Genomic DNA, 15,664 nt, shown 5'->3' with positions numbered 1-15,664 from the left:
TGCTAAAACATTCTGCCTTCGCCGGCATAAAGACCTGCTAGAATTTTCTCATATAAGGCATCGGCTTTTTCTTTTGCTTCAGTGATTTGCGCAGGCATTAGTTTACGCTCATCTAACTTACGGCTGTGGCTTGCATCTAAATTGCCATTGTATTCAGCAACTGTATTCCATATATATGACTTTTCGATGTTTTTTTCGACCCCATGGCCTTCAAAATACATTAGCGCCATATTAAATTGCGCCAGTGTATAATTATTCCCTGCGGCTTTTTCATACCAATGCATTGCTTCTTTATAATCTTGAGCGACACCATCGCCATTGGCATACATAACACCTAAGTTAAATTGAGCCGCAGGCATGTTCTTCTCAGCTGCTTGTTTAAATAGGGTGACTGACATTTGCTTATCAAGCTTTACGCCTTTACCTTCTTGATAAAGTACTGCTAATGCAAACATTGAATCAACATGCTGTTTCTTAACGCCTTGTTGGTAAAGTTCAGCCGCTTTTTGGTAGTTTTTCGTTACCCCATGACCACCTTCATAAAGTTGGCCAAGTTCATACATACCAGGTGCATAGCCTTTATCAGCAAGATAACGAAACTCCTTGAGTGCCTCTTCAAATTGTCCCTCGTTAGCTGCGAGAATGCCTTCTTCAAGCCCCGCATGAGCCATACCACTGATGCTAAGTGCACCGACCATCAACAATACATTTAACTTAGGCTGCCACATGACAATACCTCCAATCAGTTTGTTACTGTTTAATTTTAGTTCCTACAACCGCAATTGCCCAGCTTCGCACTATAAATGATAAAGAATGCACATAAGATACAGATCTTACAGAAAATTTAAAGAAATAAAAAAAGCCCCAGCGGGGCTTTTTGATTCATATCAACCGTCACCGATATGAGCAATGTAGCAAGTAAATGTGATCTTAAAGTTTTATTACTTGGGTCGAGTAAGTAAAAAACCGAAGCGTCACGCTCTCCATCAACAAAGTAGTAAAAGGGTCCAGCATCCTTACTGGTGATCTTCCCTAGGGCACTGAGGTCGTTACGTTCCTTTCAATAAGCGAAGGCTTAATGAGTTGGGTTATCTTGTGTTGATGCGAACGATTATCACTTTGATTTGTTTGTGTGTCAATGCTTAAATGATAATTATTTCTATTTTGTTGGTTTTATTTTTAATACTTCATTTACAGCAACGAGTAACTTGATTAACGTAGAGGTATTAACTGTTTAAGAAAATAAAAATGCTTAAAATAAACATGATATTGAAATGTAGAATCGCACTGATTGGTGGATTGTTAATCGCGTTGTCAGGCTGTTCTGCTACGTTTACCTACAATAATATAGGCTGGCTATCGGCATTTTGGATTGATGATTATGTCGATTTATCTAAGCAACAAAGTAAGCAAGCTAAAGCATTAATAAAACAAAGCCGAGACTGGCACCGCAAAACTCAGTTGCCGTTGTATCGTCAGGATTTATTATCATTACAAGAACTGTTAATAAATACCCCCTCAGAGCACGCCTTACTAGCGCATTTTCAAGGTGCTAAGGCGCATTGGCAGGCACTGGTTTTGTATATCAAAGATGACTTGATCGAACTCGCTCTTACCTTATCAGCACAACAGCGACAGGAATTTGTGGATGCAATAGCAAAGGATATGGCTGACGATGTTGCAGAGTTTAATGAACAAACTGCGTCAGAGCGTAAACAAGAGCGCCTTGAACGTCAGTTAGATACTTACGAAGACTGGCTTGGCGATGTTGATGAGCAGCAAGTTGCTTTGATCAGCCAAGCGAATAATGACTTTCAGAGTACCTTTTTGTTATGGCAGAGTTACAAGCAAACACGGTTAGACAAACTTAAACAGGTCTTTTTTGATCCACAACTAAGCCGTGAGCAGTTTATTAGTCAATTATCAGTGGTGATCACCGAACGTGAAGCGTTTATGAGTGATGAACTACTGCGTTTAGATGCCAATAATTCAAAACGTTATGTTCAGCTTTTAATTAATTTAAGAGCGACTATAACAGCAAAACAGCTTAAGCATGCTAATGCTGAATTTGCTGATATGCTAAAAGATATTGATCAATTAATTGCTGATGAGTAGGGCTATTAATTATTAAATTATTCATTTTTAATGTTTTTTAATAAATATATATTTATTAAAAATAAATAGCGCTTGTACTTCGTCAATTAACCGTTAGACTGACTTTTTTGTCTGGATTTAAGCTTCTCGAATGGATATCGCAGCGATTAATAGCGTTAAAGTACTACGTCAAAACTTACTGAAGTGGATATGTTTTTGTTTTGGGATTTTAGCGAGTATTTTCACCTATTTTAACCTTTTTATTAACGACTTCTATTCATTAGGCATGTTAGAAGGTGCTTTTGCTGTTTATTGTTTTTATACTTTTCACTACGCACGTACGCGTAAAATGCAAGCTTGGCAGCCGTTATTATTATGTTTGTGCATCACCTTGTTGATCACTCTGGGTACTCATTTAGCCGCAATGAAGAATGGCTTATTCATTTGGTCCTTCACGCTTCCGGTGCTTTATTATCTATTACTAGGATGTAAGCGAGGTTTTTATTTGTCGCTTTTGTTAGTGAGTGTCCAAACCAGCGTACTTATTAGCAAACCTTCTCTTGCGCCATTTGCAGATCTTAACCTAAGTTTAAATATGAGCTTTAGTTATGTTGGGATTTGGGTTATTGCACATATATTTGAAGCCAGTAGAGCGCATTTTGCAGAGCGATTAGAGAACTTAGCACTGTTTGATCCGTTGACAAAAACCGGTAATCGTCTGGCAATGAATCATTACTTTGAAGTTGAGCTGGTAAATAAAACGAACTTGTTTACTATGCTGCTTGATCTCGATTACTTTAAAAAAGTTAATGATCAATTTGGTCATGATGTAGGTGACCAAGTCTTGATAGAAGTGGCTAATATCCTCAAAAAAATACTTAACAAAGGACGAGTGTTTAGAATTGGCGGAGAGGAATTTGCGCTGTTTATCCCAAATTCAAGTCAACAAGAGAGCTATCAAATAGCTGAAAATATAAGAGTGGCATTACAAGATACAGTGATTAATATTGGCGATCGACAGATCAGTTTAACAGCCAGTATCGGTTTAGCCGCTTATAATCGTGATAATACGTTAAAACAAACACTTAAAGCGACGGATAAACAACTTTATCAAGCTAAAGAAACGGGCCGCAATAACGTCTCAGCTGAGCATATGCACTATCCAAAAAACTTAGAACAGGCTTCTTAATTGTTTTGATACATTTGCTCAAAGGCAGGAATATTACTTTCCCAAAGAGGGATATCTTTACCTAAGTGCTCACGAATAGCATCAAAGAATAACCGTGTTCTCACCGGCAAATCACGATGTGGATATACCGCGTACATGGCACTGTATTCTTGCAGCTTGATGTCGGTTAACAACGGCACCAAGCGACCTTGTTTGATCTCATCATTAATAATAAATGCCGGTGCTAGTACGTAAGTGGTGCCGGAAAGGGTTTTATCTAGCAGCACTTCTGCATCATTGGCTCTGAACACACTTTTTATTTTTTGCTCTTGCGGTAATCCGTATTGATCCACATAACGAATTCCCTCAACGCGTAACGAGGTGCTTGAATAACTGGCCGCAGGTAAATCGACTAAATCTTCTATTTTTGTTGGCAATCCATAGGTTTGAATAAACTCTGGAGCAGCTAATAGCAGCAGCCTGTTGCGGGCAATTTTGCGGGCGATCAGTGATGAGTCTTTCGGCTCACCCACACGAAAGGCTAAATCAAACCCTTCAGACACCAAATCAACTAACTTGTCATCAAGCCTTAACTCGATCTCTACTTGTGGGAAGCGTTTTTGAAAATCGTTAATAACGGGCTGTAGGTAACGTCTGCCTATGATTGCTGATGAGGTTATTTTTAGTACCCCCCGAGGTTCTTGGTGATAATTTTCGGCTAAGCGAACAGTTTCGCCAAGTAATTGCCTTAATTCATTGGCTTTTTTGACCATCTCAGCACCTGCCGCGGTCAGCGAAAATGAACGAGTAGTGCGGTTAAGTAAGCGCACACCTAAGTCATCTTCAAGGCGGCTGATTTGTTTTGAGATCACTGAGCGATCAATATTGCGGGTTTCTGCTGCTTTGGCAAATGAGCCTCGCTCAACCACTTCTAACAACATTAATAAACGACTCGTGGTATCCATTGATTACTCACTAAAATTTAATTGATGCCATATTGGCATTAATGAATTTAAAAATCTACGGTTTTTGTCCGCATGTTTGTCCCGTAACATAAAAAAACACACCAACAGGAGCGTCGTTATGAACAAACACTTAATAGCCATTGCAGTTTTAGGGGCATCACTTGCCCTTACCGGTTGTGCGGAAGAGCCAGCCCAACAAAGTAGCCAACAACACCTTCAGTCAATTGATGTTGCCGAGGTTTTAGTTAAACCAGTACAAAACTGGCACACCTACACCACGCGTTTAGAAGCGCCAGAAGAAGTGTTACTTATGCCACGTGTGGCTGGGGTTATTGAACACATTGCTTTTAATGAAGGCGACGTAGTAAAGCAAGGCGACTTATTGTTTAAGCTCGATGCCCGTCCGTATGCGGCGGTGGTGGCAAGTTTAGAAGCGCAAGTTGTCAGTGCAGAGGCTGCATTATCGCAAGCGCAAAGTGAAGCCAAAAGAGCGGTTCGATTAACTGAGCGAAAAGCGATTTCAACAGAGCAAGCTGAATCACGTACTTCAATGCTACACCAACGTGAAGCACAACTTGCAGCTTTAAAAGCCCAGCTTAACGCGGCCAATTTAGATTTAGAATTTACTGATATCCGCTCACCGATTGATGGCGTGATATCCCGTGCCAACATTACCAAAGGTAACAATGTGCTGGCAGGGCAAAGTGTGTTGACCTCCATTGTCTCAAATCAAACTATGTACGCTTATTTTGATGTTGATGAACGTACTTGGAATAGTTCATTTGATGAAGTAACTGCCGCTGCTCACCAGCAAGTTGTGATGCAAAAAGTGGGTCAACGTGCATTCGCGCACACCGGTTATATCGATTTTATCGATAACCAAATTAACGCTGCAACAGGCACATTGCGTGTTCGTGCACGATTTGATGAAAACAGCGGATTACGTGCAGGCTCGTTTGCGCGGATAAAATTAGCGGCAAATGATATTACAGAGCAAGTGATTGTGCCTGATAAAGCCATTGGTACTGATCTGAAAAATCGTTTTGTACTAACAGTCGGTGAAGGCAATGTACTTGAATATAAGCTTGTTACAACTGGCGAGCGTTATGGCAGTTTCCGTGCTATTACGGCGGGTTTAAAAGTGGGCGATGTGATAGCTGTCAATGGTCCAGCACGCGTAGGACCGGGTATGCCAATTGCACCTAATACCGTGACTTTAGACACCGAAGGTGTTGCTTTTACATTATCGCCAACAGCGCAGCACACGCTGATGGCTAAGAAGTAGGACGAATAATGAAATTTTCACACTTTTTTATTCAACGACCGATATTTGCAGCCATGCTGTCATTGGTGATTTTAATTGCCGGTGCTATTTCGTTGTTTCAATTGCCTGTTAGTGAGTACCCTGAAGTTGTACCACCGACCGTTGTGGTAACGGCAAATTACCCAGGCGCCAACCCAACTGTGATCGCGCAAACAGTGGCAACGCCACTAGAGCAAGAAATCAACGGGGCAGAAAACATGTTGTATATGTTTTCACAAGCGACCAGTGATGGACGCATGACATTGACGGTTACATTTGCACTGGGAACGGATTTAGACCGTGCCCAAGTACAAGTGCAAAACCGTGTCAATAGTGCTTTGCCGCGTTTACCGCAAGAAGTACAGCGCTTAGGTGTAGTGGCAGAAAAGTCATCACCCGATTTAACCATGGTAGTGCATTTATATTCACCTGAAAAAACCCATGATACCGCGTACCTATCAAACTATGCTGATCTGTATATTAAAGACCAAATTGCGCGTTTGAGTGGTGTGGGTGATGTGCAGTTATTTGGTGGTGGCCAATATTCAATGCGCGTGTGGCTTAATCCTGATGCATTAGCGGCGCGAGAGTTAACTGCGATGGATGTAGTGACAGCATTGCGTGCGCAAAATCAGCAAGTCGCAGCGGGTAGTTTAGGCGCACAACCAGCGGCAACGGAAAGCCAATTTCAAGTGTTGTTGAATGTAAAAGGGCGTTTAAATAGCGTTGAAGAGTTTCAACAAGTAATTATTAAAGTCGGTGAACAAGGTCAGTTAACCCGTTTAAGTGATGTTGCGCGCGTTGAACTTGGCCAAAATACTTACTCACTAAGGGCTGAGCTTGATAATCAACCTGCATTGGCAATGCCGATATTCCAACGTCCGGGTTCTAATGCGATTGAGCTTTCGGACCAAGTACGTGAAACCATGGCGCGGTTATCGAAAGATTTCCCAGCTGGGGTTGAGTACGACATCGTCTACGATCCCACTGTGTTTGTGCGTGGCTCAATTGATGCGGTAATTACTACTTTACTCGAAGCGATTGTTTTGGTTGTTATCGTGGTGGTGCTATTTTTACAAACATGGCGAGCATCGATTATTCCATTAATTGCCGTGCCAGTATCACTGATTGGTACTTTTGCGGTGATGCAATGGTTAGGGGTATCGATTAATACACTGTCGTTATTTGGTTTAGTACTGGCCATTGGGATTGTAGTTGATGACGCCATCGTGGTGGTCGAAAACGTTGAACGAAATATTGAACAAGGTTTATCGCCACTGGAAGCGACCCGTGTCGCGATGACAGAGGTGACAGGCCCTATTATTGCCATCGCCTTAGTGCTTTGCGCGGTGTTTATCCCTACAGCATTTATCACCGGTCTTTCTGGGCAATTTTATAAGCAGTTTGCATTAACGATTACTATTTCAACGGTTATTTCAGCCTTTAACTCATTAACCTTGTCACCAGCGTTATCGGCACTGTTATTAAAAAGTCATGATGCTAAACCGGATGCATTGACACGTTTACTAAATCGTTTATTTGGTCGTTGGTTATTTGCGCCTTTTAACCGTGTATTTGACCGTGGTGCAAAAGGCTATCAAAAGTTGGTGCAAAAATTAATGCGCATGACCGCCATAGTGATGGTGGCTTATGTGGTATTACTTGGCGGCACAATTAAATTATTTGATGCGGTGCCAGGTGGCTTTATTCCGGCGCAAGATAAACAGTACCTAGTTGCTATTGCCCAGTTACCAGATGCTGCGAGTTTAGAGCGCACCCAAGATGTAATTAGCCAAATGCAAGAAATTGCATTGCAAGTGCCTGGTGTTGCTAATACCGTTGCTTTTCCTGGCTTATCGGTAAATGGGTTTACTAATAGTCCTAATAGCGGCATCGTGTTTACACCGCTGGAAGCATTTAGTGAGCGTAGTGATCCAAGTATGTCTGCAATGGCCATTGCTGCCCAATTAAACCAACGTTTTAGTGCGATTGATGAAGCATTTGTTGCGGTATTCCCACCACCGCCAATTCAAGGTTTAGGCACTACAGGTGGCTTTAAACTGCAACTAGAAGACCGTGGCAATAAAGGTTTTGAAACGCTCTTTAACAGCTTGCAAACGGTGATAACTAAAGCGCAACAAGATCCCGCGTTAATGGGACTTTATTCAAGCTTTAGAATTCAAGTGCCGCAAATGGATATTGATATTGACCGTGAGCAAGCGCTGATCCAAGGTATTCCGTTGGATGAAGTATTCAATGCCTTGCAAGTATATCTTGGTTCTATGTACGTGAATGATTTCAATTTATTTGGCCGTACTTACCAAGTAAATGCCCAAGCTGATGCAGATTACCGTCTTGATCCTGAGCAAATTTTGAATCTAAAAGTGCGTAACAATCGCGGTAATATGGTGCCATTGGGATCTGTGTTAACTGCTACAGCAAGTACCGGTCCTGATAGAGTGATGCATTACAATGGCTATCCAAGTGCAGAGCTTAATGGCAGTCCAGCGCCAGGTTACAGTTCAGATCAAGCGCAACAAGCAATTGAGCTGATTTTGGCTGATAACTTACCAAGCGGTATTGAATATGAATGGACTGAAGTGACTTTCCAGCAAATTCTTGCCGGTAATACTATGGTGTATGTTTTCCCACTAGTGGTGTTATTGGTGTTTATGGTGCTGGCTGCGCAATATGAAAGCTTACGCTTACCACTGGCAATTATTTTAATCGTACCAATGACTATATTCTCCGCCTTAATGGGTGTGTGGTTGGTGGGTTCAGACAACAACATTTTTACTCAAATCGCCTTAATTGTCTTAGTGGCGCTGGCATCTAAAAATGCCATATTGATGGTGGAATTTGCACGAGATAAAAATAACCATGGGCTGAGCCATTTTGATGCCATTTTAGAGGCATGTCGGATGCGTTTACGTCCTATCCTGATGACTTCAATTGCGTTTACTGCGGGCGTTATACCACTGGTATTAGCAACCGGTGCTGGGGCTGAAATGCGCCATGCAATGGGCAATGCAGTGTTTTCGGGGATGATTGGGGTCACGGTGTTTGGCTTATTATTTACACCGGTCTTTTATATTTTGGTAACTAAAACGCGTAAAGTGACTACGCAGGAGCAAATTAATGAGTAAGTATAAATTAACCGCTCTTGTGGTTGCGGGTCTTTTAAGTGGCTGCGCAAGCAAAATCGATGAGCAGCAGTACCAAAGTCAGCTGCAAGAATTTGTTACGAAAACAAAGATAGCTGAGCAGTTACAAGGTCAAGATGAACTTAACTGGTGGCAGCAATTAAACTCGAGCCAACTCAATAATTTAGTAATGAGTGCTCGTACTAATAATCATGATTTACGTACCAGTCAGTTACAGCTGAAAAGTGCCCTTGCCCGTTTAGGTGGCCAAAAAGCTCAGTATTTACCGCAAGGGGGAGTGGCCGTTGACGCCACTCGTACAAGTATTGGTGAAGCAAATACACGTCAATCGGCAGCCAATGTAAACCTTGATTGGCAACTGGATTTGTTTGGTAAGATCACTGCGCTTGTTAATGCTGCGAATGCTGGCGCGATGAGCCAAGCAGAGCAGTTACGTGCTTTACAAATTGAAGTGGTCGCGTCTGTGGTCAAAGGATTTGTGAGTTTGCAAGGTAATAAGCAAAAGCAGCAGATCATTGCATTGCAAATTGAAGCATTGCAACAAAGCATTACGGTACTGCGGGCTCGTGTTGAGGAAGGGGTTGCTAATGAACTTGATCTAAATCGAACCTTGGCACAATTAAAGCAACAACAGGCGTTATTACCAGAGATTGAATACGCTCAGTTTCGTGATTTAGCGACCCTTGCAACGTTAACCGGCCAGTTACCAAGTGATTTAAGTCTGGTTGATGAGCAAAGCTTATTTGATCATGCGTTTACGGTGAGTTTGGCAACCCCTAGTGATGCGATTGCTTTACGACCTGATATTAGCCAAGCATTATTTGAATTTAGCCAAGCGAATTCATTAAGCGTCGCTGCAAGTAAAGCGTTATTACCAGATATCAGTTTATCGGCATTTGCAGGGGTGGTGAGTTTAGGAAACAATCAACTCTCTGATACTACACAGCAGTGGCAAGTTTCGCCACGCGTTGAATGGTCACTGTTAAGTTACCCTGCATTATTGGCACAACGTGATGCGCAGCAGTATTTGAGTGAAGCGGCTTATAGCCAGTACCAACAAGTGGTGTTGAATGCAATGGCACAGAGTGAACTTTCATTGCAGCTATTAGTCAAACAAAGTCAACAACAAAGCTATGCCGAACAGCGTTATAAATTTGCAAATAATGCCTTTTTACAAGCGCAGGCAATGTATCAAGAAGGGCAAATACCCTACTTAGAGTTGTTAGATGCGCGACAGGATGTTTTAATAGCGCAGGAAAATGCAATTGACTCAACGATTTCATCATTACTTGCTAAAGTAAACACTTATCAAGTATTTAATGGCCGTTGGAGTTATGCGTTAGTTAATTAAGTTAAGTTGAGTTTTTAATGCCACATACTGATCTTTTATCAACAATCCCCGCCACAATGCGTGCGATTGCGTTACTTGAACCAAATGAACAGATACATCTATCTGAGCTCGAACTTGCGGTGCCCGATGTCGTAGACAACGAGCTGCTGATCAAAGTTGAGTATGTTGCGTTAAACCCGGCTGATGCGTGTTTTGCAAAGCACGGTTTTTGTGAATGGCAATACCCTCACATCTTAGGCCTTGACGCTGTGGGTGTGGTTGTAAAAGCAAGCAAAGGTGTATTTCCAAATGTCGGTGCGCGGGTAATGTGGCATGGTAATGTTGGAGAACAAGGCGTGTTATCGCAATATGCAAAAGTACCTAACTTTGCTGTCTCTCAGGTGCCTGATGACGTGAGCTTAAAGGATGCATCTACGTTACCGTGTGCCGGAATGACGGCATTAATTGCGCTTGATAAACTACAATTAACTGAATGCGACTCTATTTTTATTGAAGCAGGCGCTGGTGCGGTAGGGCAATTTGCCATTCAATTTGCAAAACAACGCGGTGCGACAGTATTTACCACTGCGAGTAAACGTAACCATAAACTAGTTAAGCAACTTGGTGCGGATGCGGTGTTTGATTACCATGATAAAAAGCTCATTGATAAAATCCGCAAAGAACTTGGGCCGCAAGGTTTTGATGCCGTACTTGATTCTATTGGCGGGGAAACCACGGTGCGCAATGTTGAATTAATGCGTTTTTGTGGTCGTATTGCTTGCTTAAACCCATTGCCTATGTTTGAGCAAGAACTCATGTTTAGACGCGCACCTAATATAGGTATTGTGTCATTAGGTGGAGCTTGGCTTGCCAATAGTTTATGCGCCCAGCAAAGAATGAGTTTTATGGGCAATTTGTTACTCGATAATTTAGCCAGTGGCAATATTAAAATTCCGCAGATCACTGACGTTGAATTTAACGCCAGCAGTATTTCACAGGCGCTTAATAAGCAAGTTGCAGGTGGCTTTACTGGTAAGCAGGTGGTGAAAGTTAGTCATATTTAGTGATTTATAGCCAAATAACATTAAGCCTCGCAATTGCGGGGCTTTTTGTTATTGTTTAAGAGTATCAACTTAGGGAGTAAATATGACATTTACAGACTTTTATCGACTCAGCGCCCATGCGGTGATCACCAATGCAAGCGGGGAGATTTTGCAGCTGAAGGCAAGCTATGGTGAACAAGGGTGGGGATTGCCTGGTGGTGCGTTAGATATGGGTGAAACAGTACACCAAGCACTTATACGCGAATGCCAAGAAGAACTCGGTTGTGAGGTGAAAATTGAACACTTAACCGGTATTTATTACCACAAGGCGTTTAATTCCCATGCTTTTATTTTTAGAGTCAGTTTATTAAAAGATGCTGTGATCACCCTAAGTGATGAGCATTTAGCGCAGGGTTATTTTAAATTGTCAGAGCTTTCCAAGGTTCAACAACATAGAGTCGCAGCCTGTTTAAATTATAGCGGTACGGTTGATAGCGCCGCATTTTAATTTGCCCTGAACGCTCGCTGTCATTCACTGGAAAACGAAATATGCATACACAACGTTTAGTTCTTCGCCATGGCCAGTTAAGTGATGTGCCATTTATCCTAAGCTTATTAAATCAGCCCAGCTTTTATCGTTATATTGCTGATAAAGGCATTTACACTGAGCAACAAGCTGAGCAATATATACAGCAAACATTTATTGATGGTCACCAACAACAGGGCTTTGGTCCGTATATTGTGGCAAATAAACACGGTGCAGCCATGGGCATGGTGGGGTTGTTCCAACGAGATGCATTAGCAGTGCCGGATTTAGGCTTTGCTTTTTTAGAGCAATATACACAACGAGGGTTTGCCTACGAAGCGGCTGCAAAATTATTAAGTGTTTACCAAGATAAGTTTAACCAAATTGCAGCAATTGCCGATGCAGAGAACACCGCTTCGCATGGGTTATTAAAAAAATTGGGTTTTGGGCATATAGGCAAAGCAGTGCTCAATAATGATGGCACTGCTTTGGTGGTGTTTATTCGTGACTCAACGAACTGAGAGTCGTCGCGACTTGTTTATTAATGTTTTGCCAGTTTAATTCTAAACTTTCGACAAGGCCTTCATAGTCATCATCAATTAACGGACTCAACTCACTAAAGTAATGAATTTCTTTTAATGAACGGCCCTTTTCAAATGACGTATAATACAGGCGCCATAACCCAGAAATATCGGCATTTCCTTGACTATCCCCATTAAAATGATGCAGTTCATATTCTAATTCATAATAACTTTGCTGATCTTTGTCGGTGATAACCGGTAAGCCTTTTACTACCATCCAGTTATCAAGGGCGGTAAAGAGTGCTTGATGCGCGCTGGCGGTGAGCATTTGATCTGGGGCTTCACTCCAAAGATGATAATTTGCAGCATTAACTTGGTTGTTGTCTAGTTTCATGGCGATACCTCGGTTATTCAAGGCTCCACGCAGGCTGACAGTCGTGACGCGCAATTGAGCTATTGTGTCAGTTGAACTGCGCTGCATTGGTTTTATGGTTTGTTCGAACTGATAATATTCAACCGGTGCATTAAGCGATTGGCTACACCCAGATAAAAATAGCACCCCGATAACAGCAAGAAATTGTGGTCGTAAAAGCGTGCGCATTATTGTTTCCTCGGTGTTGGATCGCTAGGCAATGATTTATCAAAAATAAACATATTCGGTTGCTCATTTAAACCACGAGTAAGCGGTTGCAACTCTTCACTCAAGCGCTTAAATTCTGACAGCGTTTGTTGTAGCTGCTGATGAAATGAAGAACCTTGTTGGTAACTTGCCATGGTTTTTTCAAACTGTTTCATGGTGACATCAAATTGCTGCATGCTCTTGGTCATTTCAGCAAAATTACGGTTAATATCACCCGGTAAATCTTGGGTATCTTGTTTATTTAATAATGCGCGCATTTCATTTGCTAGCGATTGGTAATCAGCAAATGCGGATTCAATTTGCGCTAAACTATCTTCAATTTTTAAATTATTTACTTTATTTAATACATCTGAAACTTGATCCGCTAACACCGTGATGCCACTGGAAATACTCGGAAAAACTTGATATTGCGAGAGCGTTTCTAATTGAGCGCTCGGCGCATCATGGTAGATATCAAAATCAACGTACACAGCGCCGGTGAGTAGATTGCCCGGTTTTAAAGAAGCACGTAAGCCATTTTTGATCCAACCATCTACGCTGCTTTGCCAAAACGCTTTGGCTGATTCACTGTCATGATAAATACGGCCATATTCTATTTTTATTAGTGCGGGTACAGCTGTGCTATCAGTTCTAAAATGAGCAGGCTTGCCATCGATGATCACATTTGCAGGGGCTTCAACTACCGTGCCTACTCGCATACCGCGATATTCGACCGGCGCGCCAGCACGCAGACCTCTAATAGACTGTTCAAACTCAATTAAGTAATAATCAAAATCATAAAAACGCTCTTCTAAGGCATCTTTGTAGCTATTACTAAGGGAGAAGTTATGACCTTCTTGGGCATAATCACCTGGCGACTGTTGATCAGGTAAGGCGACGGAGATACCGCCTTTTAACAATTTACCTAAAGAACCTGTTTTGACATTAATGCCATCGGCAGATAAATCAATTTCAACACCAGAATTAACCCAAAAAATAGAATTTAAAGTGATCAGGTTTTGATAAGGTTCGTTGATGAAAATACCGTACTTCATCGCTTGGTTTTTCCAATCAAAAGTCGCCGTTTCAACTTGACCAATTTTATAGTTCTTAAAAAAGATACCTGTGCCTACATCCATTACTTCTGCATCGTAACTGAGTAAAGTAAAACGGCCGCCTTTAACATCTTTACCAATCAGTGCCGGCTCATCTTGTAGTTCAAAGTGCTCTTTTGTTTTAGTACTTTCACCTGGGGCAAACTCTAAATAAACCCCTGAAAGCAGAGTACTCATGCCGCTGATCCCCGTTTCATCTATACGTGGCTTAACGACCCAAATGTTGGCATCCTCGGTGAGTAGACTGTCATAATGTTTATCGATTTGGGCACGGGCAATAACGCTGTTTTTTGTATCGGAAAGGCGCACATGGTCAACTTGACCTATTTTTACACTGCGTACTTTTATCTCTGTTTTGCCTGCAATAATGCCTTCTGCATGGGGCATTGAAATATAAATAGTGGCGCCTTTATTTGCTTGGTACTGATAAAGCATCCATGCACCAACCAATAAAGCTATTACAGGTATTATCCAAATAGCTGAAATAACAGGTTCTTTTTTTATATTAGCCGTTTCACTCATGCTGTTTCTCTAATTTATGGTTTTTATCATTGCTTGGAGAATCCCATAATAGCCGAGGATCAAACGCGTGAGCTGCCAACATTTGGCAAATCACCATGATAGTAAAAAATACAGTGCCTAAGCCAGGGGTCACTGACATTAAGTTTCCTAATTGTACTAAGGCTACTAGAATTGCGACAACAAATACATCAATCATGGACCATTTACCAATAAATTCAGTTAATTGATACACTTTGGTATAGCCCTTTGTTTGGCTATTGGCGGGTTTACTTACCAAGAAACATAAAAAGCTTAAAATAAGTGCTTTTGCTAAAGGAACCACCACACTGGCGAGAAAAATGATCACCGCAATAGGGTATGAGCCGGCTTGCCATAAGATAATTACACCCCCGATTAATGTTGAAGGGGATTCATCCCCAAGGCTGGTGGTATACATGATCGGAAATAGGTTTGCTGGAATATAACAAGCGATTGATGTTAGTAACCATGCTGCGGCTTTTTGTACACTGTGAGGATTACGAACATGGGTTTTGCTATTACAACGCGAACAATACTCGCCTTCACTGAGTTGATGGCAAACATGACAAGCACGAATATCATTATCTATGGCGCGGTAGGGGAGTTTTTCTGCTGCAATTTTAGCTTGCGGCTGAATTTGCTCCCATAACCGTGCTCTATTTAAATGAGCTAACGCGCCAATATAGAAAATCACAAAGGCAACATATGCCCAAAAGCTAACGCCAAAGCTAATGTCCGCCAGTGACATTATTTTAACCATACTGACCAATACACCAATAAGGAATATCTCAGACATGATCCATGGCTCCAACGCTAAGGTAAACTTAAGTAAGCGTCTGGCAATCGCGTTAGGTAATACTTTTAATACCCCTAAATGCAGTGGAATAAGAATAGCGAGCAACATCATGGGTAAACCAATGATACTGATATCGATAAACAGGCCTAATAAATCACTGTCGTAGTTAAATAAAATTCTTGCCGCATCGGGTAAGGTAATGGTCTGCGTTATGCCATTACTGCTAAATGAAATAAATGGGTAAAACATACTACTTAACAGCATCAACAAGGCGCTGAGACTAAGCGCTACTATACGACTGTCATAATTTACATTTGCTGCGCAAAGTTTACTGTGGCAGTGTGGACAAACAGCCATTTGTTTTGCAACTATGTGCGGAATGTCTATTATAAGGTCACAATTAGGGCAGGCAGTTTGCAAATTAGTCGCCATGAGAGAAGTAATTTAAACCAAGTTTGCATTAATTAAGCAGTAAATACA

General features: G+C 41.6%; 13 protein-coding genes. 8 read left to right on the top strand and 5 right to left on the bottom strand.

The features are described from left to right. Window positions 1–2: 2 nt before the first annotated feature. On the bottom strand, window positions 3–728 hold the full coding sequence (locus V7783_RS08440; RefSeq protein WP_335678349.1) for a tetratricopeptide repeat protein: 726 nt from the start codon (window positions 726–728) through the stop codon (window positions 3–5). A gap of 520 nt (window positions 729–1,248) precedes the next feature. On the opposite strand from V7783_RS08440, the gene V7783_RS08435 reads away from it, so the two are divergent. Further along, window positions 1,249–2,115 carry a DUF6279 family lipoprotein gene (locus V7783_RS08435; protein ID WP_335678348.1) on the top strand — a complete coding sequence of 289 codons (867 nt, stop codon included), beginning with the start codon at window positions 1,249–1,251 and terminating at the stop codon, window positions 2,113–2,115. Between the two features lie 130 nt (window positions 2,116–2,245). After that, the gene (locus tag V7783_RS08430) at window positions 2,246–3,283 is read left to right on the top strand and encodes a GGDEF domain-containing protein (protein ID WP_335678347.1); all 1,038 of its coding nucleotides are present in this window, start codon (window positions 2,246–2,248) and stop codon (window positions 3,281–3,283) included. Here V7783_RS08430 and V7783_RS08425 read toward each other — a convergent pair. Further along, window positions 3,280–4,227, bottom strand: a complete 948-nt coding sequence (locus V7783_RS08425) for a LysR family transcriptional regulator (RefSeq protein ID WP_335678346.1) — start codon at window positions 4,225–4,227, stop codon at window positions 3,280–3,282. The two genes, V7783_RS08430 and V7783_RS08425, sit on opposite strands and share 4 nt — an antisense overlap. 118 nt (window positions 4,228–4,345) lie before the next feature. Between V7783_RS08425 and V7783_RS08420 the strand changes: the two genes are divergently transcribed. From V7783_RS08420 to V7783_RS08395, 6 genes are all read left to right on the top strand, one after another. Continuing rightward, on the top strand, window positions 4,346–5,512 hold the full coding sequence (locus tag V7783_RS08420; RefSeq protein ID WP_335678345.1) for an efflux RND transporter periplasmic adaptor subunit: 1,167 nt from the start codon (window positions 4,346–4,348) through the stop codon (window positions 5,510–5,512). An 8-nt stretch (window positions 5,513–5,520) separates the two neighbouring features. Then, on the top strand, window positions 5,521–8,676 hold the full coding sequence (locus V7783_RS08415; RefSeq protein WP_335678344.1) for an efflux RND transporter permease subunit: 3,156 nt from the start codon (window positions 5,521–5,523) through the stop codon (window positions 8,674–8,676). Continuing rightward, window positions 8,669–10,045 carry a TolC family protein gene (locus V7783_RS08410; protein ID WP_335678343.1) on the top strand — a complete coding sequence of 459 codons (1,377 nt, stop codon included), beginning with the start codon at window positions 8,669–8,671 and terminating at the stop codon, window positions 10,043–10,045. The genes V7783_RS08415 and V7783_RS08410 overlap by 8 nt, the downstream gene beginning before the upstream one ends. A 17-nt stretch (window positions 10,046–10,062) precedes the next feature. Beyond that, entirely contained in the window at window positions 10,063–11,088 is a 1,026-nt protein-coding gene (locus tag V7783_RS08405; RefSeq protein ID WP_335678342.1) for a zinc-binding dehydrogenase, read from the top strand. An 82-nt stretch (window positions 11,089–11,170) separates the two neighbouring features. Continuing rightward, window positions 11,171–11,575, top strand: coding sequence for an NUDIX hydrolase (locus V7783_RS08400; RefSeq protein ID WP_182718712.1), 405 nt, complete (start codon window positions 11,171–11,173; stop codon window positions 11,573–11,575). Between the two features lie 41 nt (window positions 11,576–11,616). Next, window positions 11,617–12,114 carry a GNAT family N-acetyltransferase gene (locus V7783_RS08395; protein WP_335678341.1) on the top strand — a complete coding sequence of 166 codons (498 nt, stop codon included), beginning with the start codon at window positions 11,617–11,619 and terminating at the stop codon, window positions 12,112–12,114. Here V7783_RS08395 and V7783_RS08390 read toward each other — a convergent pair. Genes V7783_RS08390 through V7783_RS08380 form a run of 3 tightly spaced genes read right to left on the bottom strand, consistent with a single transcriptional unit; the run spans window position 12,092 to window position 15,604 of the window. Then, complete coding sequence (locus V7783_RS08390) at window positions 12,092–12,715, bottom strand: PqiC family protein (protein WP_335678340.1); 624 nt, start codon at window positions 12,713–12,715, stop codon at window positions 12,092–12,094. The two genes, V7783_RS08395 and V7783_RS08390, sit on opposite strands and share 23 nt — an antisense overlap. Beyond that, entirely contained in the window at window positions 12,715–14,370 is a 1,656-nt protein-coding gene (gene pqiB, locus V7783_RS08385) for an intermembrane transport protein PqiB (RefSeq protein WP_335678339.1), read from the bottom strand. Before pqiB ends, V7783_RS08390 begins: the two co-directional genes overlap by 1 nt. Beyond that, window positions 14,363–15,604, bottom strand: a complete 1,242-nt coding sequence (locus tag V7783_RS08380; RefSeq protein ID WP_335678368.1) for a paraquat-inducible protein A — start codon at window positions 15,602–15,604, stop codon at window positions 14,363–14,365. Before V7783_RS08380 ends, pqiB begins: the two co-directional genes overlap by 8 nt. Window positions 15,605–15,664 lie beyond the last annotated feature (60 nt).

Origin of the sequence: Pseudoalteromonas sp., assembly GCF_036960685.1 — a bacterium.
Lineage (GTDB): Bacteria > Pseudomonadota > Gammaproteobacteria > Enterobacterales > Alteromonadaceae > Pseudoalteromonas.
Note: the sequence above shows the minus strand (reverse complement) of the source record. Positions and strands in the feature narration are given on the sequence as shown.

What these genes read in the sequence shown, in the direction of transcription:
- V7783_RS08440 (WP_335678349.1), bottom strand. Translation starts at nt 728, where the DNA reads ATGTGGCAGCCTAAGTTAAATGTATTGTTGATGGTCGGTGCACTTAGC.
- V7783_RS08435 (WP_335678348.1), top strand. Translation starts at nt 1,249, where the DNA reads ATGCTTAAAATAAACATGATATTGAAATGTAGAATCGCACTGATTGGT.
- V7783_RS08430 (WP_335678347.1), top strand. Translation starts at nt 2,246, where the DNA reads ATGGATATCGCAGCGATTAATAGCGTTAAAGTACTACGTCAAAACTTA.
- V7783_RS08425 (WP_335678346.1), bottom strand. Translation starts at nt 4,227, where the DNA reads ATGGATACCACGAGTCGTTTATTAATGTTGTTAGAAGTGGTTGAGCGA.
- V7783_RS08420 (WP_335678345.1), top strand. Translation starts at nt 4,346, where the DNA reads ATGAACAAACACTTAATAGCCATTGCAGTTTTAGGGGCATCACTTGCC.
- V7783_RS08415 (WP_335678344.1), top strand. Translation starts at nt 5,521, where the DNA reads ATGAAATTTTCACACTTTTTTATTCAACGACCGATATTTGCAGCCATG.
- V7783_RS08410 (WP_335678343.1), top strand. Translation starts at nt 8,669, where the DNA reads ATGAGTAAGTATAAATTAACCGCTCTTGTGGTTGCGGGTCTTTTAAGT.
- V7783_RS08405 (WP_335678342.1), top strand. Translation starts at nt 10,063, where the DNA reads ATGCCACATACTGATCTTTTATCAACAATCCCCGCCACAATGCGTGCG.
- V7783_RS08400 (WP_182718712.1), top strand. Translation starts at nt 11,171, where the DNA reads ATGACATTTACAGACTTTTATCGACTCAGCGCCCATGCGGTGATCACC.
- V7783_RS08395 (WP_335678341.1), top strand. Translation starts at nt 11,617, where the DNA reads ATGCATACACAACGTTTAGTTCTTCGCCATGGCCAGTTAAGTGATGTG.
- V7783_RS08390 (WP_335678340.1), bottom strand. Translation starts at nt 12,715, where the DNA reads ATGCGCACGCTTTTACGACCACAATTTCTTGCTGTTATCGGGGTGCTA.
- pqiB (WP_335678339.1), bottom strand. Translation starts at nt 14,370, where the DNA reads ATGAGTGAAACGGCTAATATAAAAAAAGAACCTGTTATTTCAGCTATT.